Below are 23,317 nucleotides of genomic sequence, written 5' to 3'. Positions count from 1 at the left end.
CTGGTGCGTGGTGACGGCGGTTTCCCCCGCATCGACTTCACGCGCGCGGGTTGCCACTTCTGCACAGCCTGCGTGGAGGTCTGCGAGCGCGAGGCCTTCGATGTTCCCTTTGCGACTGCTCCCTCTGGACACTGCGGCCGCGGCTGGCCGATGGCTGTCTGGCGGCGCGTGGAGTGGTCTGTCGTGCCTGCGAGGATGTCTGCGAGGCCGCGGCAATCCGCTTCCAGCCTCAGCTCGGCGGTCGCGCCATTCTGCGAATCGACATCGATGCCTGTACGGGCTGCGGCGCCTGCGTCGCGGCCTGTCCTGTGGATGTGCTGATGATGGAGGAGGCGGCATGAGTGAATACAACGTCTGCGGTGTGCTGGTGATGGCGCGTCCCGAGTGTCTGCCCCGGGTGGAGCAGGACCTGGAGGCGCTTCCCGGCGTGGAGGTGCACGCCCGTGGCGAGGGCGGCAAGCTGGTGGTGACTGTCGAGGGGCCGTTCGGACGCGAGTGCGCCGACACCATCACGCAGCTGGCGCTGGTCGATGGGGTCGTCTCCACCTCGCTGGTCTACCACGAGATCGACACCGAATCCGAAGCCTATGAACCCCAACAGGAGTTGGCCCAATGAAACAGACTCGTCGTGAATTCATCAAGAACAACGCCATCGCCGCCGCGGCCGGGGTCGCCGTTCCCGGGGCCCGCCAGGCGCTCGCTGCCCATGGCGGCTACGACAAGGCAACCATCCGCTGGGACAAGGCGGCCTGCCGCTTCTGCGGCACCGGCTGCTCGGTGCTGGTGGGCACCCGCAACGGCCGGGTGGTGGCCACCCAGGGCGACCCCGATGCCCCGGTGAACAAGGGGCTCAACTGCATCAAGGGCTATTTCCTGTCCAAGATCATGTACGGCAAGGACCGCCTGACCACGCCGTTGCTGCGCAAGAAGAACGGGGAGTACGACAAGGATGGCGAGTTCGAGCCGATCTCCTGGGACGAGGCCTTCTCCATCATGGCCGAAAAATGGAAGGCCGCGATCAAGCGCGACATGGAGCGCAACAAGGGCCTGCCGCCGGAGAAGATTACCTCCAGCGTGGGCATGTTCGGCTCCGGCCAGTGGACCGTCTGGGAGGGCTATGCCGCCTCCAAGCTGTACAAGGCAGGCTTCCGTTCCAACAACATCGCCCCAACGCCCGGCATTGCATGGCCTCGGCGGTGGGGGCCTTCATCCGCGCCTTTGGTGCCGACGAGCCCATGGGCTGCTACGACGACCTGGAGCATGCCGACGCCTTCGTGCTCTGGGGCTCGAACATGGCCGAGATGCACCCCATCCTCTGGTCGCGCCTGACCGACACCCGGCTCACCAAGCCCGGTTGCGAGGTGCACGTGCTCTCCACCTACACCCACCGCAGCTTCGAGCTGGCCGACAACGGCATGGTCTTCAAGCCGCAGACCGATCTGGCGATCCTCAACTACATCGCCAATTACATCGTGCAGAACGACGCGGTGAACTGGGACTTCGTCAACAAGCACGTCAACTTCACCAAGACCCCGACCGACATCGGCTATGGCCTGCGTCCCGACGATCCGCGCGAGAAGAAGGCGAAGAACCGCGCCAAGGGCAAGCTGAGCAAGATCAGCTTCGAGGAATACAAGAAGCTGCTCGAGCCCTACACCCTGGAGTACGTCTCCGAACTCTCCGGCGTGCCCGCCGAGAAACTGGAGCGACTGGCGAAGTTGTATGCCGACCCGGACAAGAAGGTCGTGTCCTTCTGGACCATGGGCTTCAACCAGCACACCCGGGGCGTGTGGGTGAACGGCCTGTGCTACAACGTGCACCTGCTAAGCGGCAAGATCTCCAAGCCGGGTTGCGGTCCCTTCTCGCTCACCGGCCAGCCCTCGGCCTGTGGCACCGCGCGTGAGGTGGGCACCTTCGCCCATCGCCTGCCGGCCGACCTGGTGGTCAAGAAGAAGGCGCACCGCGATTTCGCCGAGAAGGTCTGGAAACTGCCCGAGGGCACCATCCCCGGCAAGCCCGGATATCACGCGGTACTGTAGAGCCGCATGCTCAAGGACGGGAAGCTCAACTGCTACTGGGTGATGTGCAACAACAACATGCAGGCCGGGCCGAACATCAACAACGAGGTCTATCCCGGCTGGCGCAATCCCGAGAACTTCGTGGTGGTCTCCGATCCCTATCCCACGGTCTCGGCGATGGCCGCCGACCTGATCCTGCCGACGGCCATGTGGACCGAGAAGGAGGGCGCCTACGGCAACGCCGAGCGGCGTACCCAGTTCTGGCGCCAGCAGGTCAAGGCGCCGGGCGAAGCGCGTTCCGACCTCTGGCAGCTGGTGGAGTTCTCCAAGTACTTCAAGGTCGAGGACGTCTGGCCCGAGGAACTGCTTGCCAGGAAACCGGAATATCGCGGCAGGACCCTCTACGAGGTGCTCTATCGCAACGGCTTCGTGGACCAGTTCCCCTATACGCCGGGCACCGTGAAGGACGACCGTGGCAACGTCTACGACAACGACGAGTCCGAGCACTTCGGCTTCTACCTGCAGAAGGGGCTGTTCGAAGAGTACCGTCGCTTCGGGGTCGAGGGGCCGAAGAAGGGCCACAACCTGGCCGAGTTCGATGCCTATCACAAGGCGCGTGGCCTGCGCTGGCCGGTGGTGAACGGCAAGGAGACCCTGTGGCGCTACCGCGAGGGCTACGATCCCTTCGTCAAGGAAGGACAGGAGATCTACTTCTACGGCAAGCCCGATGGCCGGGCGAACATCATCGCCGCGCCCTACGAGCCGCCGCACGAGTCGCCGGACGACGAGTACGACCTGTGGCTGGCCACCGGGCGGGTGCTGGAGCACTGGCACTCGGGTTCCATGACCCGGCGGGTGCCCGAGCTGTACCGCGCCATGCCCGACGCGCTGGTGTTCATGAACCCGGATGATGCCAAGGCGCGTGGCCTGCGCCGTGGCATGCCGGTGCGGGTGATCAGCCGCACCGGCGAGATCACCCTGCGGGTGGAGACCCGGGGGCGCAACCGGCCGCCGCGCGGGCTGGTATTCATCCCCTGGTTCGATGCCAGCCGCCTGGTCAACAAGCTCACCCTGGACGCCACCGACCCGCTGTCGAAGGAGACCGACTTCAAGAAGAACGCGGTCAAGGTGGTCAAGGCCTGAGCGGCCGCCGAGCGCACGAGGGCATGATGAGCGGCAGGCGTGACAAGGGGTTCGATCCGGTGCGGCGGCGCCTCCTGACCGAGGGGCTGCGCAGCGCCGCCGGCGTGGCTCTGGGCACGCCCTGGTTCGAGGCGCGCAAGGTGCCCTGCGAGATGTGCGAGGACATCCCCTGCGTCGCGGCCTGTCCCACGGGCGCCCTGGACCATTCGCTCGCCGACATCACCCAGGCGCGCATGGGGGTGGCCCTGATCACCGACCAGGAGGACTGCATCGCCTTTCAGGGTCTCCGCTGCGAGGTGTGTTTCAACGTCTGCCCGGTGCGTGGCAAGGCCATCACCCTGGAGCTGCAGCACAACCGGCGCAGCGGCAAGCACGCCCGCTTCATCCCGGTGGTGCACTCCTCGGACTGCACCGGCTGTGGCAAGTGCGAGGAGGTCTGCATCCTCGAGGAGGCGGCGATCAAGGTGCTGCCCATCCGCCTGGTCAAGGGCAGGCTGGGGCGCCACTACCGCCTCGGCTGGAAGGAGAAGGAAAAGGCCGGCGGCGCCCTGGTGACCCCCGACGCGCCGCACCAGTACAACCTGCCCGAGGGCATGCGCTACGACTACGAGGGCGAGGGCCTGATCCGTGAACAGCCGGCCGACTCGCCCTTTTCGGACAATCCCCTCGACACCCTCAACCGCAAGGGAGGCCTGTGATGAAAGCGGGCGAGATGCCGGGTCTGGCGGTGCGGCGCGAAAAGGGCTGGCTGGCGGCCAACCGTTGGCTGCTGGCGCGCCGTCTCACCCAGTTGGCCATCCTCCTGCTGTTCCTGGTCGGTCCCTGGTTCGGGGGGTGGATCGTCAAGGGCAACCTCTCTTCCAGCCTGACTCTGGACGTGCTGCCGCTGACCGATCCGCTGCTGCTGCTGCAGGTGCTGATGTCGGGTCACCTGCCCGAGACCATCGCCGCCGTCGGTGCGCTCATCGTGCTCGCTTTCTACCTGCTGGTCGGGGGGCGGGTGTACTGCAGTTGGGTGTGCCCGGTGAACATGGTCACCGATGCCGCCGAATGGCTGCGCATGCGCCTCAACCTCAAGGGCGGGGCCAGCCTGTCGCGGCGCCTGCGCTGGTGGATGCTGGGACTGGTGCTGCTGATGCCCGCGGTCACCGGCGCCCTGACCTGGGAACTGATCAACCCTGTGTCGATGATGCACCGGGGGCTGATCTTCGGCATGGGCCTGGCCTGGGCCGTGGTGCTGGGGATCTTCCTGCTCGACCTGCTGATCGCGCGGCGTGCCTGGTGCGGGCACCTTTGCCCCGTAGGCGCCTTCTACGGACTGCTCGGGCGCTGGTCTCTGCTGCGGGTCTCGGCGGTCAATCGCGCCGCCTGCGACGACTGCATGGACTGCTTCGCCGTCTGCCCCGAGAAGCAGGTCATAGCCCCCGCCCTCAAGGGCGAGGCGAAGGGGCACGGTCCGGTGATCGACTCCGGCCTGTGCACCAACTGCGGGCGCTGCATCGATGTCTGCGCCAGGGACGTGTTCCGATTCACCCAACGTTTCGACAATCACGTTCGACCGGCGACCGCCGGATCGACCCATCAGAGTGAGGTTTCGCCATGAAGAACCAAACTGCGAAGAAGCCCCTTCTCGCCGCCTTCGGCCTGTGCGCCCTGCTGCTGGGGCAGTCCGTGCTGGCGGTCGAGATCCAGTCCCTGCGCGGCGAAAACGCCATCGACGAGACCACCGAGGTACCGGAGGTCAAGCGCTACAACAAGGACGGCCAGCCGCTGCCGCGCAACTACGTGCTGCAGCCGCCGCTGATCCCCCACAAGATCGACGGCTACGAGGTGACGATCAAGCACAACAAGTGCCTGAGTTGCCACAGCTGGAAGAACTACCGCCGGCACCATGCGACCAAGATCAGCCAGACGCACTTCCAGAGCCGTGATGGCGTGGTGCTGGCCAATGTCTCGGCGCGCCGCTACTTCTGCCTGCAGTGCCACGTGCCGCAGACCAACGCCCTGCCGCTGGTGGACAACACATTCAAGCCGGTCGAGAGCGTGAGCAGCTGGTAAACACGAGACACGAAGGAGCCTGAACATGGCCAAACGCAACATAGCCATCGGCACCCTGCTGGTCGGAATGGTCCTGGGGGTGATCTTCTGGGGGGGATTCAACTGGGCCATGGAGCTGACCAACAACGAGCAGTTCTGCATCTCCTGCCACGAGATGCGTGACAACGTGTATGCCGAGTACAAGGGGCGCATCCATGACCTCAACCGCACCGGCGTGCGTGCCACCTGTCCCGACTGCCATGTGCCCAAGGAATGGATCTACAAGATCAAGCGCAAGATCCAGGCCTCCAACGAGCTGTATCACAAGGTGATGGGCTCGATCGACACGCGCGAGAAGTTCGAGGCCAAGCGCCTGGAACTGGCCCGCCATGTCTGGAAGACCATGAAGGAGACCGACTCGCGCGAGTGCCGCAATTGCCACGAGTACGGTTCGATGGACTACATGGCCCAGGGACGGCGTGCGCGGCGCGAGCACCAGGAAGGTCTGGACGCGGGCAAGACCTGCATCGATTGCCACAAGGGCATCGCCCACCAGTTGCCCGACATGTCCGAGGACGACCCCAGCGCGGTGCTGGCGGTGCATCCCGAGGACAAGACAGAGGAATGATGTCGCTGTCGCCCGCGGCACCCTGACAGGGTCTCCCGGCCCTGTCAGGGTGTTTCTCCCTTGGGTTTACACCAGGAACAGGCTGGCGAGGCCCAGGAAGGCAAAGAAGCCCACCACGTCGGTGACGGTGGTCAGCAGGACCGAGCCGGCGAGCGCCGGGTCGATGCCGAAGCGCTTGAGCGCGAGCGGCAGCACCGCGCCGGAGAAGGCGGCGAACAGCAGGTTGATGACGATGGCCATGGCGATGAGCACCGCCAGGCGGGGGTTGTCGAACCAGACGCCGGCGATGATACCGACCACTATCGCCCAGATGATGCCGTTGAGGATGCCCACGGCCAGCTCCTTGAGCAGCAGATGACGGGCGTTCTTGCCCGTGAGCTGGCCGAGTGCGATACCGCGGATGGCCAGTGTGAGGGTCTGGCTGCCGGCGATGCCTCCCATGCTGGCGACGATCGGCATCAGCACGGCCAGCGCGACGTATTTCGACAGGGTCTCCTCGAACAGGCCGATCACCCAGGACGCGAGGAAGGCAGTGAGCAGGTTGACCCCCAGCCAGACCGCGCGGCGCCGGGTGCTGGCCAGCACCGGGGCGAACATGTCTTCTTCCTCGGACAGGCCGGCCTGGCCCATGAACTGGTGCTCGCCCTCTTCGCGGATCACGTCCACCACGTCGTCGACCGTGATCCGGCCGAGCAGGCGCCCGCGGTCGTCCACCACCGGTGCCGAGGAGATGTCGTGGGTCTCGAAGTAGCGCGCCACCTCGGAGGCAGGCATGTCCACCGGCAGGGGGCTGAGTGCCAGGGTCATGACCTCGGCCACGGTGTCCTCGGGGTTGCCTGAGACCAGCTTCCACAGCGGCAGCACGCCCAGGTACTCGTCGTCGCGGTTGACCACGAACAGGGCATCGGTGTCCGATGGCATGTCCTCGCCCAGGCGGCGCAGGTAACGCAGCACCACGTCCAGGGTGACCTCCGGACGGACGGTCACCGTGTCGGTGTTCATCAGGCCGCCAGCGGTGTCCTCCGGGTAGGAGAGCATGGCTTCCAGGCGGTGGCGGTGCTGATCGTCGAGTGCGCTCATCACCTCGTCCACCACCGTTTCCGGCATGTCCTGGACCAGGTCGGTGAGGTCGTCGAGGTCGAGGTTCTCGGTCGCCGCCAGCCAACTCGCGGCGTCCATGTCCTTGACCAGCTCGGCCTTCACCTCGTCGCTGAGGCTGACCAGCACCTCGCCCTCGATGGTCGGGTCGATCAAGCTCCAGAGGATGTCGCGCTTGGCCTGCGGCAGGGATTCGAGCAGATGCGCGATCTCGGCAGGGGTGAGCGTCTTGAGCAGGCGCTGTGCCGAGCGCATGGCCCCGGACTCGAGGATCTCCTGCAGGCGCGCCATGCGCAGATCTTCCGAATTGTCGATGGCGGCGCTCATGGTGTGCAGACTCCGGGGAAACACATCATTCTAGCAGGGAAGCCAGACGACCGCCCAGCCGCGACGGCTCGGCCCGAGGACATGTGGGAGCGGCGTCCCCGCCGCGAACGTTTGGCCTCATTGCCAGTGACTGAGCAGGCTGAGGGGGTCGGCGGTGTCGATGTGTTCGAAGAAGTCGCGGGTGCGTTCGACCAGTTCCCCGGCATCGAGTTCGCGGATCAGTTGCCGGGCATCGAGCAGGGCGGCCGGCTGCATGCTCAGTTCGTGCAGGCCCATGCCGATGAGCAGGGGGATGAAGCGTGGGTCACCCGCCATCTCGCCGCACATGCTCACCGGGATACCGGCCTGCCTGCCGGCCTCGATGACGCGCGCGATCAGTTGCAGTATGGCCGGGTGCAGGGGGTCGTAGAGGTAGTTGACCTCGTTGTCCACGCGGTCGATGGCCAGGGTGTACTGGATCAGGTCGTTGGTGCCGATGGAAAGGAAGTCGAGCGCGCGGGCGAACAGCGGGGTGGCCAGTGCGGCGGCGGGGACCTCGATCATGCCGCCGACGGGGATGTTTCGGTTGTAGGGTGTGCCCTCGATATCGAGCTCGTGCATGCAGTGGCGGATCAGTTTGTGGGTCTGCTCCACTTCCCACAGGTTGGTGAGCATGGGCAGCATGATGCTCACATCGCCGAGCGCCGAGGCACGCAGGATGGCGCGCAGCTGGGGCTTGAACAGTTCCGGTTCCTTGAGGCACAGGCGGATGGCGCGCAGGCCCAGCGCGGGGTTGCTGCCGCTTTCGCCGTCGCGGGTGCCGGCGAGCGGCTTGTCGGCGCCAAGGTCCAGGGTGCGGATCACGATCGCGCGTTCGGGCATGCCCTCGATCACCTCGCGGTAGGCAGCGAAGTGTTCTTCCTCGTCGGGCAGGTCGTTGCGGTTCATGAACAGGAATTCGGTGCGGTACAGGCCGATGCCGTCGGCGCCGTTGCGCACCGCTTCGGCAACGTCGCCGGCCAGTTCGATGTTGGCCAGCAAGCGCACGTGCAGGCCGTCGCGGGTCGTGGCGGGGCGGTGGCTCTCCTGGCGCAGCAGGGCGGTGCGCTGGAAATCGTATTCGCGCCGGTCCTGGAAATGGCTGATCAGGGCCGGGTCGCAGTTGGGCAGCACGCAGCCGTTGTCGGTGTCCAGTACCAGCAGTTCGCCATGTTTCAGGCAGGCGCCGGCGCCGTGCGCGCCGATCACTGCGGGGATGCCCAGACTGCGCGCGAGGATGGCGGTATGTGACATGGGGCCGCCGTGCTCGGTGACGAAGCCCGCCACCTGCCGGTTGTGCAGCAGGATGACGTCGGCCGGCGACAGGTCCTCGGCGAGCACGATCTGTCCCTGCAGGTCGTCGGGCTCGCTGTCGTGGCGCGCCGTCAACACCTTCAGGATGCGTTGCACCACGTGGATCAGGTCGTCGCGCCGGGTGCGCAGATAGGCGTCCTGCATCTGCTCGAACACCTCGACCAGGGCGTCACAGTGTTGTTGCAGGGCCCATTCGGCGCTGGCCAGGCGCTGGCGGATCAGGCTGGCCACGCCGGAGCTCAGGGCACGGTCCTCGATCATCAGCAGGTGGCTGTCGATGAATTCGCTGATCTCACCCGGGGTATCCGGGGGGATCTCGTCGCGGATCGCCTGGAGCTGCTGCGAGGCAATCCCGACAGCTGCCTCGAAGCGCCGGACCTCGTCTTCGACCTGGTGCGGGCGGACCCAGGCCGGGGAGACGCAGATCGGTCCGCGACACAGGACGAAGGCCTCGCCGATGGCGATGCGTGCGCCGGCGCCGACGCCGATGCCGACGCAGCCGACGATCACTCGGCCTCCCCGAAGCGATCGGCGATCAGGGCCAGCAGGGCGTCCATGGCCGCCTGCTCGTCCGGGCCGCTGGTACGCAGGTGGATGGTGGTACCCTGGCTGGCGGCCAGCATCATCACGCCCATGATGCTCTTGCCGTTGACCTCCTGTCCGTCCTTGAGCAGCGTCACTTCGGCGGCGTGCGCACTGGCCACGTTGACCAGCTTGGCCGCGGCACGCGCGTGCAGGCCAAGCTTGTTGGGGATGGTCACTTCCTTCTCCAGCATGTCAGGCTCCATTGTATTGGCCGATACCGCGCATCGCGCCCTGGATGGCGGCTTCGCACAGGCCGTTGAGGTCTTCGTTGGGGTAGTTGAACAGGCGTACCAGCATGGGCAGGCTGAGGCCGGCGAGCACGCTCACCCGACCGGGCTCGGCCAGGCGGCGCGCGATATTGTTGGGAGTGGCGCCGAAGATGTCGGTGAGGATCAGCACGCCCTCGCCCTGGTCGAGGCGGGCGAGCAGATCGGCGGCCTCGCGTTGCAGGCGTTCGGGGGCCGCATCGTTGGGCACCTCGAGACAGCGGATGCGCAATGGGCAGTCGGGCAGGATGCGGCGTGCGCTGGAAAGCATGGCGTTGCCGATCCCGGGGTGGGTGATGAGGAGGATGCCGGTGCTCATGCCAGTTCCCGATGCCGGCACTGTACGTGGCGGCCCAGCTTTTCCAGGCTGCGACAGAGCCGTTCGACCAAGTACACCGAACGGTGCTGGCCGCCGGTGCAGCCGATGGCGATGGTCAGGTAGGCACGGCCTTCGGCCTCGAAGCTGGGGATCCAGCGCTGGATGAAGTCGTTGATGTCGTAGAACATGCGATCGACCTCGGGGCTCTCCTCGAGAAAGGTGGCTACCGCCGGATCACGACCGGTGAGCGGACGCAGCTCCGGATGCCAGTGGGGATTGGGCAGGCAGCGTACGTCGAACACGAAATTGGCATTGCGTGGCAGACCGTGTTTGAAGCCGAAGGACTTGAGCAGGATCGACAGTGCGCCGGCCGGGCGTTTGGCGACCCGCGCACGGATGATGTCGCGCAGCTGGTGCAGGGTGGTGCGGCTGGTGTCGACCCTCAGATCGGCGGCCTCGCGCAATGGAGCGAGCAGTTGCCGCTCCTTTTCGATGGCGCCTTCCAGGTCGTCGTATTCGTTGCTCAGTGGGTGGCGGCGACGGGTCTCGCTGAAGCGTTGGATGAGGATCTCGTTGTCGGCCTCGAGAAACACGAGCTCGCAGACGATGCCGTTCTCGCGCAGGTCGGCGAGCAGCCGCGGCAGGGCCATCAGTTGCCGGCACGGGCTGCGTGCGTCGATCCCCACCGCGGTGAGCGGCGGAAGCCGGCCTTCCTGGCGCACCATGTCGTGCGCCAGGGTCTCGAACAGGTGCAGCGGCAGGTTGTCGATGCAGTTGTAGCCGGCATCTTCCAGTACGTTGAGCGCGATGTTCTTGCCCGAGCCCGACAGGCCCGAGACAACGATCAGCTTGGGGGTGCTGGCGCTCATGGTGGAGATTATAGGGGTTCGGTGCCGGTGAAACATCCGGCAGGCGCGATCAGTCGGCGTTGGTCAGGGCCTGCTGCTGGCGCTCGATGAATTCCTCGGTGGCATCGTAGCCTTGCAGGGCCAGCAGGTGAGCGCGCACCGCAGCCTCCACCAGGATGGCCAGGTTGCGTCCGGGATGGTGACCTGCGGGATGGGTACGCCGAGCACCTCGCGGATCTCCTGGCGGGCAGCCAGCCGCTCCATGGTGGCCAGTTCCTGATCGGTCATGGGTTGCAGGTGCACGATCAGGCGCAGGTACTTGTCGTGCTTGATGGCGTTGTCGCCGAACATGGCGCGGATGTTGAGCACGCCCAGGCCGCGAACTTCGAGGAAATCGCGCAGCAGGGGGGGCAGCTGCCACTGATGATGTCTGGCGCGATGCGGGTGAACTCCGGGGCGTCATCGGCGACCAGGCGGTTGCCGCGGCTGACCAGTTCCAGTGCCAGTTCGCTCTTGCCCACCGCCGGGTCGCCGGTGATCAGCACGCCCATGCCCAGTACTTCCATGAACACGCCGTGCAGGGTGGTCTTGTCCGACAGGCGCAGGGTGGCGAAATACTGGAGATGGTCGAGCACGGTGCGTATCGACAGCGGGCTGGCCAGCACCACCACCCCGGCCTGTTCGGCATGTGCGAGCAGGATTGGGTCCGCCGATAGCCCGTCGACCAGCACCACCACCCGGGTGGGACTGTGGAACAGGCGCTCGAGCATCGGCTCGCGGTCGTCTCCCAGGGCTTCGAGATATCGTTGCTCGGCGTGACCGATGACCTGTATACGGTTGGGGTGGATGTCGCTCAGCGGCCCGGCCACCAGGTAGCTGGCGGGGTCCAGGGTATCGTCCAGCAGGGCGCGGTCGAGTCCGGGTTCTCCTGCGATCAGTTGCAGCCGCAGCTTGTCGCGCAGCGCCTCGTAGAGATCGCGGACGCGGACCTTATGCGGCCTCGTGGGCGAGGCGGCGGGTCAGCAGGTCGAGCGCCTGCGCGGGGGTGGCGCGCCGCAACTGGGCGCGCAAGGTCGGGTCGTTGAAGGTGCGGGCCAGTTCGGCCAGCAGTTGCAGGTGGGCCTCGGTGGCCTCCTCGGGGACCAGCAGTGCGAACACCAGGTCTACCGGGCGGCCGTCGAAGCTGTCGAAGTCCACCGGGGAGGCCAGCCGCAGGAATGCGCCGCGGGTCTGGGTGATGTCGGGCATGCGTGCGTGCGGCAGGGCCACGCCGCCGGCCAGCCCGGTACTGCCCAGGCGTTCGCGTTCGAGCAGGCGCCCGAAGATGCGTTCGCTCAGTTCCGCGTCGTGGGGTGCGAGCAGGTGCGCCGCCTGCTCGAGCACCCGTTTCTTGCTCGGCGAGGTGTCGTCCAGGCGTATGGACTCGATGCCGAGGATGTCCGTGGTGGGCATGGGCTGACCGTCCGCGTGGTGTCTCGTCGTCAGTTCGGAATCTCGGTGGCCTCCAGGGGCGGCTGCTGGCCGTTGCTGCGGTGGCTCTTGAGCTTTTCCTTGTGCTTGATCACCTGTCGGTCGAGCTTGTCCACCAGGGCGTCGATGGCGGCGTACATGTCTTCGTTGACGGCCTCGGCAAAGATGTCGTTGCCCGACACGTGCAGGGTGGCCTCGGCCTTCTGTTCCAGCTTTTCCACACTGAGGATCACGTGCACATTGGTCACATGGTCGAAGTGGCGGGTGAGTCTCGCCAGTTTTTCGTTGACATAGTTGCGCATGGAGTCGGTGATATCGACATGGTGACCGGTCAGGTTCAGTTGCATGTTCCTCTCCTTTGTTGAGGCGCCTAGGCCAGGCGCTTGCGTTCGTTCGACGGGGGAATGCCCATCGACTCCCGATACTTGGCGACGGTGCGCCGTGCCACCTTGATGTCCTGTTCGGCCAGCAGGTTGGCGATCTTGTTGTCCGACAACGGCTTGCCCGGTGGCTCGGCGGCGATCAGCTTCTTGATGACCGCGCGAATGGCAGTGGCCGAGGCCTCGCCGCCGCTGTCGGTACTCACGTGGCTGGAGAAGAAGTACTTGAACTCCAGGGTGCCGCGCGGGGTGTACATGTATTTCTGGGTGGTGACCCGCGAGATGGTCGATTCGTGCATCTCGACCTTTTCGGCGATGTCGCGCAACACCAGCGGCTTCATGGCTTCTTCGCCGTACTCGAAGAACGCCTGCTGGTGCTCGACGATGGCGCGCGCCACCTTGAGCAGGGTCTCGTTGCGGCTCTGCAGGCTCTTGATGAACCAGCGCGCCTCCTGCAGGTGGTTCTTGAGCACGATATTGTCGTCGCTGTTGTCGGCGCGACGGATCATCGCGGCATAGGTGGGGTTGACGCGCAGGCGCGGCGAAGCGTCGGGGTTGAGTTCCTCCATCCAGCGTCCCTCGCGCTTGAACACGAACACGTCCGGTTCCACGTAGGTGGGGGGCGGACCGGGAATGGCGCTGCCCGGGTGCGGGTTGAGCGAGCGGATGAGGGCTACCGCCTCGGCCAGCTCCTCGGGCGAGACCTTGAGCTTGCGCAGCAGGACTTCCTGGCGACCCTCGGTGAGCAGCTTGAAGTGGTGTTCGAGGATTTCGAGCGCCAGTTCGCGCGAATCGTATTCGTCACTGAGCTGGCGCGCCTGGATGAGCAGGGCCTCGCGCGGGTCGCGCGCGCCCACGCCTGGCGGGTCGAAGGCCTGGATGCGGTGCAGCACGGCCTCCACCTCGTCCAGCCCGGGACTGGCGTCGGGGACGCTGGCGGCGATGTCTTCCAGGCTGGCGTGCAGGTAGCCGTCGTCACCGATGCTGTCGATGATGGGCTCGGCGATACGCAGATCCAGCGGGCTGAAGTGGGTCAACTCCATCTGCCAGGTGAGGTGATCGTGCAGCGACTCGTCGGCGCTGCGCTGGGCTAGCATGTCGTTGACGTTACTCGTGGTCGGCAGGGTGATGTTGTCGTAAAGGTCGTCCCAGCTGGTATCGGCCGGCAGTTCCTCGGGGATGGTGGCGGTCTCGATCTGGATCTCCCGCTCGTTGTTGATGTCGTTGGCCGGACTGTCGCCCGCCGCGGATTCGAGAGCCTCGGGCATGGAATCGGCGGATTCCTTCTGTGCGCCTTCCTCCTCGGTCTCGAGCATCAGGTTGGACTCGAGCGCCTCCTGGATCTCCTGCTTCAGGTCCAGTGTAGACAACTGCAGCAGCTTTATCGCCTGCTGCAGTTGCGGGGTCATGGTCAGGTGCTGACCAATGCGGAGTTGAAGCGTGGGTTTCATTCAGCTGAAACTGCCAATGGATACTGCGCCTGTGGCTTTTATGTTCATTCTAGCTCCAATATTGCGCCCGGGTGCAATATTGACGCTGAGTCCAATTGTACCGCCGCGAGCCCGGGGTGGGCTGATCTGGTGCAAAACATTCCCGCACGGTGAATCCGGTCTCAACCGATGGCCTTCAGACGCCAGATCTCGGCATTGTACTCGGCGATGGTGCGGTCGGTGGAGAACATGCCGCTGGCCGCGGTATTGAGGATGCTCATGCGACTCCAGCGCTCGGTGTCGTGCCAGGCCTGCTCCACCCGCTGCTGGGTATCGATGTAGCTGCGGAAGTCGGCCAGTGTCATCCAGGGGTCGTGCGGGCTCTTCAGCGAACCGATCAGGCCGTCGAAGATGCCGGGTTCCACGGCATTGAAATGGCCGCTCTCGAGCAGTTGCAGCACCGCGGCCAGGTCGGGGTCGGCATCGATGTACTGCTGGGGCTCGTACTGGGGGCGCAACGCGGCCACTTCGTCGGCGTGCAGGCCGAACAGGAAGAAGTTGTCCTCGCCCACCGCCTGCAGGATCTCGATGTTGGCTCCATCGTAGGTGCCGATGGTCACCGCGCCGTTCATCATGAATTTCATGTTGCCGGTGCCCGATGCCTCCTTGCTTGCGGTGGAGATCTGCTCTGACAGGTCGGTGCCGGTGCAGATCACCTCCATCTTGGAGACGTTGTAGTTGGGGATGAAGGCCACCTTCAGGCGCTCGCCCACCAGCGGGTCGCTGTTGACCACCGCGGCCACGTTGTTGGCCAGCTTGACGATCTCCTTGGCGCGCACGTAACCGGGTGCGGCCTTGCCGCCGATCAGCACGCAACGCGGCACCCGCTCCTCGTCACCGGAATGGATACAGTTGTACAGGTGGATGATGTGCAGGATGTTGAGCAGTTGCCGCTTGTACTCGTGGATGCGCTTGACCTGCACGTCGAACAGCGCCGAGGGGTCGAAGCGCACGCCCGCGTAGTGTGCGACCAGGTCGGCCAGGCGCTGCTTGTTGTAGTGACGGATCTCGCACCAGCGTTCGCGGAAGCCGGCGTCGTCAGCCAGGGGGCGCAGGCCTTCCAGGCGTGCGAGATCGGCCTGCCAGCCGTCGCCCAGGGTGTCGGTGAGCAGGCCGGCCAGGTGGGGGTTGGCATGCGCCAGCCAGCGCCGCGGGGTGACACCGTTGGTCTTGTTGTTGAAGCGCTCGGGCCACATCTCGTAGAAGTCGCGGAACAGGCCCTGGCGCAGCAGCGAGGAGTGCAGTTCGGCCACGCCGTTGATCGAGAAGCTGCCGACGATGGCCAGCCAGGCCATGCGCACCTGGCGCACCGGACCTTCTTCGATCAGGGACATCCGGCGGACCCGCTCCATGTCGCCTGGCCAGCGCGCGCGCACCTCGGCCAGGAACTCGGCATTGATGCGGTAGATGATCTCCAGCAGGCGTGGCAGCAGCGACTCGAACAGGTTCACCGGCCAGCGCTCCAGCGCCTCGGGCAGCAGGGTGTGGTTGGTATAGGCCATGCACGAGCGGCTGATCTCCCAGGCCTGCTCCCAGGGCAGGCGCTTCTCGTCCACCAGCAGGCGCATCAGCTCGGCCACCGCGATGCTGGGATGGGTGTCGTTGAGCTGGAAGACGTTGAACTTCGCGAAATCCTCGATCGGCCGCCCGTCCCACTGGCGCAGCACATCCTGCAGGCTGGCCGAGGTGAGGAAGTACTGCTGGCGCAGGCGCAGCTCCTTCCCGTTCTCGGTGGCGTCGTTGGGGTAGAGCACCATGGTGATGTTTTCGGCCTGGTTCTTCAGCGCCACCGCCTCGGCATAGTCGCCGGCATTGAATTCCATCAGGTTGAATTCGCTGGTGGCCGAGGCGTTCCACAGGCGCAGGGTGTTGACCACCTTGTTGCGATAGCCGGCGATGGGGATGTCGTAGGGCACGGCCACCACGTCCTCGGTGTCCGTCCAGCGCGCGCCCTCGTGGCCCTGCGCGTCGGTGAAGTGTTCCACCCGTCCGCCGAAGTGCACCGTTTGCGCGAACTCGGGACGCTCGATTTCCCAGGGATGGCCGTCGCGCAGCCAGTGGTCGGGGTCCTCGACCTGGTGCCCGTTCTCGATGTGCTGGTGGAACATGCCGTATTCGTAGCGCAGGCCGTAGCCGATCACCGGCAGGCCGAGGGTGGCGCAACTGTCGAGGAAGCAGGCGGCCAGTCGGCCCAGGCCGCCGTTTCCCAGGCCGGCGTCGGGCTCCTTGGCCTCCACGTCCTCGAGACGGATGGAGAAGCGTTCCATGGCCTCGCGCATCGGTTCGGCCAGTTCGCAATTGAGCAGGTTGTTGCCCAGCGAGCGGCCGATGAGATATTCCATCGACAGGTAGTGGGCGCGCCGCAGTTGGGGGTCCTGGTAGTGTAACCAGGTATTGCGCCAGTCGGCCATCAGGTGATCGCGCGTGACATAGGCCAGGGCGTGGTACAGGTATACCGTGTCGCAGCCGAGAAAGCGGCCCAGGTGATAGTCGAGATAGCGCCGGAAATCCTGCGCAATGGTGTCGGCGTCGGCTGGCAGCGGGTCGATCGGTTGCAGCAGGCAGAGTTCTTCACCCAGTTCGTTGTTCATGGTCGTTTGTCCTGCAGGATGGTTCGGTACAGTTCGAGATAGCGTCGCGCACTCTGTTCCCAGCCCAGCGGGCGCTGCATGCCAGCGCATTGCAGCTGACGCCAGAGGACCGGATCCTGGCGTGTGCGCAAGGCCTGGCGCAGGGCCTGTGCCAGGGCCGGGGCGGTGGGGGCATCGAACACGAAGCCGGTAGCGCTGCCGTCAGCCAGGGCGCGGGGGCTGGCATGTTCCACGGTGTCGGCCAGGCCGCCGGTGCGGCGCACCACCGGCGGGGTGCCGTAGCGCAGGCTGTAGAGCTGGTTCAGCCCGCAGGGTTCGTAGCGCGAGGGCATGGCAAAGATGTCCGCGCCGGCCTCGAGCTGGTGGGCCAGGGGCTCGGAATAGCCGATGTAGCAGAACACCCGAGCCGGGAGGCGCTGGCGGAGCTGTTCCAGGCGAGCCTGGTAGCGCCGTTCGCCGCTGCCCACGATGGCGAAGCGCACAGTGGTCTGGCGCACCAGTTTGGGGATTGCCTCGATCAGCAGGTCGATGCCCTTCTGGTGGACCAGGCGGCCGACGAAACCGATCACCGGTGCGCGGGCGGCCGCGGCCTGGGGTTCTGCGCCCAGGGCTTCGAGCAGTGCCTTGCGGTTGAGGTGGCGGACCTCCTCCAGGTCGCTGTCGCAATCGTAGTTGGCGGCGATGTGCGGGTCGTTCGCCGGGTCCCATACCCGGGTGTCGATGCCGTTGAGGATGCCGCTGAGCTTGTGCCGCAGATGCTGCAGTATGCCAGCATAACCGTAGCCATGTTCAGGTGTCTGGATTTCGCGCGCATAGGTGGGGCTGACCGTGTTGATGCGGTCGGAGAACATCAGCCCGGCCTTCATGGGCGAGAAGCGGCCATGGAACTCGGCGCCGTCGATGGACCACCACCTGGCAGGCAGATGCAAGGCCTCGAAGGTGGCATGGTCGAACTGGCCATCGTAGGCAATGTTGTGGATGGTATAGAGGCTGCGCGGCGCCTGCGGCATCTCGTGCAGGAAGGCGGCCACGGGACCGGTCTGCCAGTCGTTGGCATGCACGATGTCGGGTCGCCAGCCGGTTTCCAGGGTATCCACGCCGAGCAGCGCCACGGCGCGTGAGAAGCGGGTGAAGCGTTGCGGGTTGTCGGGCCAGTCGTGGCCGTCGGGGTCGACATAGGGGTTGCCTTCGCGGTCGAACAACTCGCCGATGTCCACCAGCCAAAGGGGCATCTCGAAGGCCGGGTGCCAGGCCTGCACGATGCGTGCTTCGCTGCCGTCACCCAGGTCCAGCCAGCCGAGGATCTGCAGGTCCTCGACCTGGCGCAGCACCTCGCGGTAGGCGGGCAGTACCAGGCGCAGGTCCGCCCCCAGGGTGTGCAGGGCGTTGGGCAAGGCGTGCGCCACGTCGCCCAGGCCGCCGGTCTTGATCAACGGCCAGGCCTCGCTGGCGGCATACAGTACCCGGAGGGGGCGGGCGGAGCGGGTCATGGTGGCTGGCATGGTGCGTCTCCCTCAGGGTTCGGGTTCGGGTTCGAGGATCAGCATGCCCAGCGGCGGCAGGGTCAATGCCGCGGACCAGTCCTGCCCGCGCCAGGGCAGGGGTTCCGCCGCCACCGGCTCGTTGCCGCAGTTGGTGCCACCGTAGTGGGCCGAGTCGGAATTGAAGATCTCATGATACTGCCCGGGGCCGGGCAGGGGCACCCGGTAACCCTCGCGCAGAACCGGGGTGAAGTTGAGCACGCACACCAGTACCTGGCCGTCGCCCTCTCGGGTGAAGGCCAGCACGGAATGGTTGGCGTCCTCGCAGTCCAGCCAGGTGAAGCCCTCGGACTCGAAGTCATGGCGGTGCAGGGCGGGATACTGGGCGTGCAGCCGGTTGAGGTCGCGCACCAGGGCCTGGGTGCCGCGGTGTGCGTCGTGTTCCAGCAGGTGCCAGTCCAGTTCGCGCGCCTCGCTCCATTCGACGCGCTGGGCGAATTCGCCGCCCATGAACAGGAGCTGCTTGCCGGGGTGGGCGAACTGCCAGCACAGCAGCAGGCGCAGGTTGGCGAACTGTTGCCAGTCGTCTCCCGGCATCTTGCCGAGCAGACTGCCCTTCATGTGCACTACCTCGTCGTGCGACAGCGGCAGCACGAAATTCTCGTGGTAGGCGTAGAGCTGCCCGAAGGTCAGCCGGCCGTGGTGATGCTTGCGGTGCAGCGGGTCTTCGCGGAAATAGCTCAGGGTGTCGTTCATCCAGCCCATGTTCCATTTCATGCTGAAACCGAGGCCGCCCATCCAGGTGGGGCGTGAGACCATGGGCCAGGCGGTGGATTCCTCGGCGATGCTCAGTGCCCCCGGAAAACGCCCGTGCAGCACCTCGTTGGTCTCGCGCAGGAAGGCGATGGCATCCAGGTTCTCGCGCCCGCCGTGGATGTTGGGCAGCCAGTCGCCGGGTTCGCGCGAATAGTCGAGATAGAGCATGGAGGCGACCGCGTCCACGCGCAGGCCGTCGGCGTGGAACTCCTCCAGCCAGTACACCGCGTTGGCAAGCAGGAAATTGCGCACCTCGTTGCGCCCGTAGTCGAAGATCAGGGTGCCCCAGTCGCGGTGTTCGCCGCGGCGCGGGTCGGGGTGTTCGTACAACGGTTCGCCGAGGAAGCGCGCCAGGGCAAACTCGTCGCGCGGGAAGTGGCCCGGCACCCAGTCGAGGATGACGCCGATGCCGTGGCGATGGCAGTGGTCGATCAGCCAGCGCAGGTCGTCCGGCTCGCCATAGCGGGCGGTGGGCGCGTAGAAGCCGGTGACCTGGTAGCCCCAGGACTCGTCCAGCGGGTGCTCCATGACCGGCAGCAGTTCGACGTGGGTGAAGCCCAGGTCGCGTACATAGGGCACCAGGCGCTTGGCAATCTCGCGGTAGTTCAGGAAGCCGCCGTCGGCACGCCGCTGCCAGGAGCCCAGGTGCAGCTCGTAGATGGACATTGGCTGGTGTTGCCAGTCCCAGCGTTCGCGCGCGAGCAACCAGTCGTGGTCGGACCAGGCGAAGGGCGTGTCGTCGGGCACCCGGCTGACGGTCTCGGGGCGCAGACCGGTGCGGCGCGCATAGGGATCGGCCTTGAGCACCAGCTGGCCGGCCGGCCCCAGGATCTCGTACTTGTAGGGATCGCCGGGGTGCAGGCCGGGCACGAACAACTCCCACACACCGCCGTCGCCGCGCAGGCGCATGGGGTGACGCAGGCCGTGCCAGCCGTTGAAGTCGCCGACCACGCTGACCCGTCGTGCCCCCGGCGCCCAGACCGCGAACAGCACGCCGTCGATGTCGTCGATGCGCCAGGGGCGCGCGCCGAGGAAGCGATAGGCATGGTGGTGGCGCCCTTCGCCGAACAGGTGCAGGTCGCCGTCGCCGAGCTGCGGACCGAAGCTCCAGGGGCTGACGACCCGGTGCCGGCGATCGTCGCCCGGTTCGCTCCAGGCGATGTGGTAATGGGGCGGCAACTGTGTGGCCTGTGCCGGGCTCAGGCGGTATTCGAACAGGCCGTCCGCGCTGACACGTTCCATTTGCCCCAGTTCGTCCAGCCAGGCCTGGCGGGCCTGCGGGAGGAAGGCGCGGACTACCTCGCCCTTGGCGTCCCGGTGCCGGCCCAGCACCAGGAAGGGGTCGTGCAGGTGGCCCTGGTGCAGGCGTTCGAGCAGGGTTTCAACACTCATGGTCGCGTCCCGTCTCGCGCAGGCGCCCGCGCAGCCAGTCCAGACGTGCCGGATCGATTTGTTCCCAGGTGACGCGCCAGCGCCAGTTGCCCTCGGTGGTGCCGGGGGTGTTCATGCGTGCCTCGCTGCCCATGCGCAGCAGGTCTTGCAGTGGCAGCACCGCCAGCCAGGCGCGGCTCGCCAGCGCGGCCTGGATCAGCAGGTCTGCCACGTCATCCTCGGCCTGCCCGCCGAGCAGGTGATAGACGAACTCCCGAGTAGCCGGGTCCTGTGCCGCGAACCAGCCGTGAACCGTGTCGTTGTCGTGGGTACCGGTATAGACCACGGTATCCGGCCCGATATTGGCGGGTTTGTGCGGATTGTCCTCGTGGCCGTCGAAGGCGAACTGCAGCACCGCCATGCCGGGCAGCTCGAAGCGCTGGCGCAAGGTGAGTACCTCGGGGGTGATGATGCCCAGGTCCTCGGCGACCAGCGGCAGCTCGGGGAACTCGCCGTGCAGGGCCTCGAGCAGGGCGGCGCCGGGTACCGGTTGCCAGAAACCCTCGGCGGCGGTGGCGCTGTCGGCCGGGATCATCCAGCTCGCCACCAGGCCGCGAAAATGATCCAGGCGTACCAGGTCGAACCAGTCCAGGGTGCGGCGCAGGCGTCGCCGCCACCAGCGGAAGCCGTCGGCCTGCATGGCCTGCCAGTCGTAGTGCGGGTTGCCCCAGCGTTGCCCGATCTCGGAAAAATAGTCCGGCGGGACGCCGGCCACATAGATCGGCTGGCCGTGCTCGTCGAGCAGGAACAGTTCGCGTGCCGCCCAGACTTCGGCGCTGTCCAGAGCCACGAACAGTGGCAGGTCGCCGAACAGGTGCAGGCCACGGCGTGCGCATTCGGCACGGATCGCCAGCCAGCGCCGTTGCGGCAGGTGTTGGCAGTCGATCTCGCGGTCGATCTCGGCCTGTGCCTCCTGGTCGAGGCGAGCCAGCGCTGCCGGTTCTCGGTCGCGCAGCGGGGCCGCCCAGTCCTGCCAGGGGCGCTGGTCGTGACGTTGCTTGAGCACGCGAAAGCGCGCAAAGTCGATCAGCCAGTCGCGTTCGCGCGCCACAAAGTCTTCGCGGGTCAACTCGGCCAGCGGCAGGGTGGGATCGGGTGCGAGCAGTGCCGGGTTTGCGGCGAATGCCGAACAGCTCTGGTAGGGCGAGCCGGTGGTATCGGGGATGCCCGGCGGGAGCATCTGCCAGACCCGGGCGCCAGCGCGGCACAGGCAGTCCAGCCAGCGCTCCACGTCACCGTCCAGCCGCCCGGAAGGTAGCGAGGTGGGGTGCAGCAGGATCCCGGCCTGGTGTTCGCCTGTGCGCTCATTCATGGCGCGCGGCGCATGGTGCCGGCGTTGGCCGCGTGACCGCCACCATGGGCGAGCGGGCGGGCCAGCGCATCGGGGGGCGGCTTGCCGAGCAGTTCGTAGAGGTGTGCCAGTTGCTGTCGATAGAGGCGGTCGAAGGACTGCACGCTGTCGGCCGGGTTGTCGTCGCTGAACCACCAGAACCAGTCCGAGCCCTCGCACACGGCCAGTTGCAGGCCGGCCTCGAGCCGGCGGTGGGTATCGAGCCGGCGGTGGGTATCGAGCCGGCGGTGGGTATCGAGCCGGCCGCTGGCGAGCACTTCGTCGTAGGCACGCTTGGCCTCCACCAGCAGGTCCCAGGCACGGTTCTTGGCGGGCTCGCCGATCCAGGTGGAGAAGGAGCCGTGCACCCAGCTGCCGGCGCACAGCCGCGGCAGCTCCAGCTCCGGCACCTGGCTTTGTGCTTCGCCGAAGGTGGTGACCTCGATCAGCGGGTCGGTGGCCAGGCGCTGGTACAGCTCGCCGAGGAAGTGCCAGGCGTTGTCGGGGTAGTATTCCCAGGCGTTCTCGCCGTCGAGGATCACGCTCACCACCCGTTCGCCCGCGTGCTTTCCCAGGTAGTTGCGGATGTTGTGCAGGTGATGGAGAAAATCGGTCACCGCATCTTCGTTGTTCCAGTGCTGGTACTCGAAGCCGATGCGGTCGGACAGGCCGTCGTCGCGGAAGAACAGGCGGGTGGTCTCCTGGGGCATGCGGTGCGGCACGAACAGGGCGTGGCGCGCCTCGGGAGTGTCATGGGGCAGTCCCGAGAGGCGCCGGCTGTTGTGCCATACCCCCTCGCCCGAAGCAGTCCAGGTGATACCGAAGCGGGCGAGCAGTGCCACTGCCTGCTCGCTGACGCTGCCCTCGGAGAGCCAGACCCCCTGCGGGCGGCGGCCGAAGAAGCGTTCGAACACCGCCAGGCCGTGCGCGAGTTGCCATTCCGCGCGCGCCTCGCCGCCGGGGTAGCCGGGGTGTACGGGCAGTGAGCAGCCAGGCAGGGCACAGTGCGCACTCTCGAAGTCGAGCAGCAACGGCACGATGGGGTGGCTCCAGGGGGTGGCCGACAGTTCGATCTGCCCGCTCTCGGCCAGCGTACGGTAGCGGCCGGGCAGGCCCTCGATGATCTCGGCGAACAGGGACAGCAGGGCACGCCGGTCGGCGAGATCGAAAAGGCGGGCCTTGTGCATCAGACCTTGTACGGTGGGATGTGCGCGCAGGGAATGGCCCAGCCAGGCCAGGTGATACCACACCAGCAGATCGATGAAATACTGGTCGTCGAGGTAGTCCAGGAGGGGGAGGTCGTCCTCGGGGATCTCGGGATAGCCCAGGGGGACAAGCAGCTCACGGAATCCCGGGTGGGGGTCGATCATGCGCGGGGCGTGGGCGCGCAGGCAACAGCGCAGCAACTCCCGGCGCTGGTCCGGGTCTTCGGGCACGGGGCGCAGCCCGGCGAGCAGTTCGAGCAGCGGGTCGGGGATGCTGCTGCCGTGGTTCAGCCAGGCCCGCAGCCGCTCGGCATAGTGTGCGAGCTGTTCGAGCAGTACCGGGGTAAAGTTGACCACCACACGCATTGCCGGGTGCGCCTCGAGATGTGCCGCCATGTCGCTGTAGTCCTTGAGCGCATGCAGGTAGACCCAGGGCAGGGCGTGGTCGCCGTCAAGGGTCTCGCGGTACCAGGGCTGGTGCATGTGCCAGCAGAGTACGAAGCGCAGGCGTGGTGTGCTCAT

The 23,317-nt window shown here is 66.3% G+C and carries 19 protein-coding genes and 2 pseudogenes; 7 read left to right on the top strand and 14 right to left on the bottom strand.

The features are described from left to right. Positions 1–173: 173 nt before the first annotated feature. The 7 genes and pseudogenes from EBS_RS14675 to EBS_RS11735 all read left to right on the top strand — a co-directional run bounded on the left by EBS_RS14675 (position 174) and on the right by EBS_RS11735 (position 5,826). On the top strand, positions 174–341 hold the full coding sequence (locus tag EBS_RS14675) for a 4Fe-4S dicluster domain-containing protein (protein ID WP_231892813.1): 168 nt from the start codon (positions 174–176) through the stop codon (positions 339–341). Beyond that, positions 338–616, top strand: a complete 279-nt coding sequence (locus tag EBS_RS11760; RefSeq protein ID WP_043108859.1) for a chaperone NapD — start codon at positions 338–340, stop codon at positions 614–616. Before EBS_RS14675 ends, EBS_RS11760 begins: the two co-directional genes overlap by 4 nt. Further along, positions 613–3,161: pseudogene (napA, locus tag EBS_RS14405) on the top strand (nitrate reductase catalytic subunit NapA). Before EBS_RS11760 ends, napA begins: the two are co-directional and overlap by 4 nt. 26 nt (positions 3,162–3,187) lie before the next feature. Beyond that, positions 3,188–3,859 (top strand): 4Fe-4S dicluster domain-containing protein, encoded by a 672-nt coding sequence (locus tag EBS_RS11750; RefSeq protein ID WP_081999958.1) that lies wholly within the window; start codon positions 3,188–3,190, stop codon positions 3,857–3,859. Beyond that, the gene (gene napH / locus EBS_RS11745; protein WP_052199562.1) at positions 3,859–4,764 is read left to right on the top strand and encodes a quinol dehydrogenase ferredoxin subunit NapH; all 906 of its coding nucleotides are present in this window, start codon (positions 3,859–3,861) and stop codon (positions 4,762–4,764) included. Before EBS_RS11750 ends, napH begins: the two co-directional genes overlap by 1 nt. After that, positions 4,761–5,219: a nitrate reductase cytochrome c-type subunit gene (locus EBS_RS11740; protein ID WP_043108858.1), complete on the top strand. Its 459-nt coding sequence runs from the start codon at positions 4,761–4,763 to the stop codon at positions 5,217–5,219. Before napH ends, EBS_RS11740 begins: the two co-directional genes overlap by 4 nt. Before the next feature lie 25 nt (positions 5,220–5,244). Then, on the top strand, positions 5,245–5,826 hold the full coding sequence (locus EBS_RS11735) for a NapC/NirT family cytochrome c (protein WP_052199561.1): 582 nt from the start codon (positions 5,245–5,247) through the stop codon (positions 5,824–5,826). Positions 5,827–5,892: 66 nt separating this feature from the next. On the opposite strand, the gene mgtE is transcribed toward EBS_RS11735, so the two are convergent. The 14 genes and pseudogenes from mgtE to EBS_RS11665 all read right to left on the bottom strand — a co-directional run bounded on the left by mgtE (position 5,893) and on the right by EBS_RS11665 (position 23,317). Next, positions 5,893–7,251, bottom strand: coding sequence for a magnesium transporter (gene mgtE / locus EBS_RS11730; RefSeq protein WP_043108856.1), 1,359 nt, complete (start codon positions 7,249–7,251; stop codon positions 5,893–5,895). A gap of 117 nt (positions 7,252–7,368) precedes the next feature. Next, positions 7,369–9,093, bottom strand: a complete 1,725-nt coding sequence (gene ptsP / locus EBS_RS11725) for a phosphoenolpyruvate--protein phosphotransferase (protein ID WP_043108854.1) — start codon at positions 9,091–9,093, stop codon at positions 7,369–7,371. After that, positions 9,090–9,359: an HPr family phosphocarrier protein gene (locus EBS_RS11720; protein WP_043108853.1), complete on the bottom strand. Its 270-nt coding sequence runs from the start codon at positions 9,357–9,359 to the stop codon at positions 9,090–9,092. The genes ptsP and EBS_RS11720 overlap by 4 nt, the downstream gene beginning before the upstream one ends. 1 nt (position 9,360) lies before the next feature. Continuing rightward, the gene (locus tag EBS_RS11715; protein ID WP_043108852.1) at positions 9,361–9,753 is read right to left on the bottom strand and encodes a PTS sugar transporter subunit IIA; all 393 of its coding nucleotides are present in this window, start codon (positions 9,751–9,753) and stop codon (positions 9,361–9,363) included. Next, entirely contained in the window at positions 9,750–10,622 is an 873-nt protein-coding gene (gene rapZ / locus EBS_RS11710) for an RNase adapter RapZ (RefSeq protein ID WP_043108850.1), read from the bottom strand. The genes EBS_RS11715 and rapZ overlap by 4 nt, the downstream gene beginning before the upstream one ends. Positions 10,623–10,853: 231 nt before the next feature. Next, positions 10,854–11,536, bottom strand: a pseudogene (locus EBS_RS14105) (HPr(Ser) kinase/phosphatase); the annotation flags it as partial. Positions 11,537–11,591: 55 nt separating this feature from the next. Continuing rightward, the gene (locus EBS_RS11700) at positions 11,592–12,053 is read right to left on the bottom strand and encodes a PTS sugar transporter subunit IIA (RefSeq protein WP_043108849.1); all 462 of its coding nucleotides are present in this window, start codon (positions 12,051–12,053) and stop codon (positions 11,592–11,594) included. Between the two features lie 29 nt (positions 12,054–12,082). Then, entirely contained in the window at positions 12,083–12,418 is a 336-nt protein-coding gene (gene hpf / locus EBS_RS11695) for a ribosome hibernation-promoting factor, HPF/YfiA family (RefSeq protein ID WP_043108848.1), read from the bottom strand. 23 nt (positions 12,419–12,441) lie between these two features. Next, on the bottom strand, positions 12,442–13,902 hold the full coding sequence (locus tag EBS_RS11690) for an RNA polymerase factor sigma-54 (RefSeq protein ID WP_043108847.1): 1,461 nt from the start codon (positions 13,900–13,902) through the stop codon (positions 12,442–12,444). Positions 13,903–14,063: 161 nt separating this feature from the next. Continuing rightward, the gene (locus EBS_RS11685) at positions 14,064–16,532 is read right to left on the bottom strand and encodes a glycogen/starch/alpha-glucan phosphorylase (RefSeq protein WP_043108846.1); all 2,469 of its coding nucleotides are present in this window, start codon (positions 16,530–16,532) and stop codon (positions 14,064–14,066) included. Beyond that, complete coding sequence (gene glgA, locus EBS_RS11680) at positions 16,529–18,034, bottom strand: glycogen synthase GlgA (RefSeq protein ID WP_231892812.1); 1,506 nt, start codon at positions 18,032–18,034, stop codon at positions 16,529–16,531. Before glgA ends, EBS_RS11685 begins: the two co-directional genes overlap by 4 nt. A gap of 12 nt (positions 18,035–18,046) precedes the next feature. Continuing rightward, positions 18,047–20,221 carry a 1,4-alpha-glucan branching protein GlgB gene (gene glgB / locus EBS_RS11675; RefSeq protein ID WP_052199560.1) on the bottom strand — a complete coding sequence of 725 codons (2,175 nt, stop codon included), beginning with the start codon at positions 20,219–20,221 and terminating at the stop codon, positions 18,047–18,049. After that, a complete protein-coding gene (gene malQ, locus EBS_RS11670) occupies positions 20,211–21,572 on the bottom strand; it encodes a 4-alpha-glucanotransferase (protein WP_043108843.1) in 1,362 nt (453 codons plus the stop codon). Before malQ ends, glgB begins: the two co-directional genes overlap by 11 nt. After that, positions 21,569–23,317 carry a glycoside hydrolase family 57 protein gene (locus EBS_RS11665; RefSeq protein WP_043108842.1) on the bottom strand — a complete coding sequence of 583 codons (1,749 nt, stop codon included), beginning with the start codon at positions 23,315–23,317 and terminating at the stop codon, positions 21,569–21,571. The genes malQ and EBS_RS11665 overlap by 4 nt, the downstream gene beginning before the upstream one ends.

This window comes from endosymbiont of unidentified scaly snail isolate Monju, assembly GCF_000801295.1.
Classification (GTDB): Bacteria; Pseudomonadota; Gammaproteobacteria; order Chromatiales; family Chromatiaceae; genus MONJU.
Note: the sequence above shows the minus strand (reverse complement) of the source record. Positions and strands in the feature narration are given on the sequence as shown.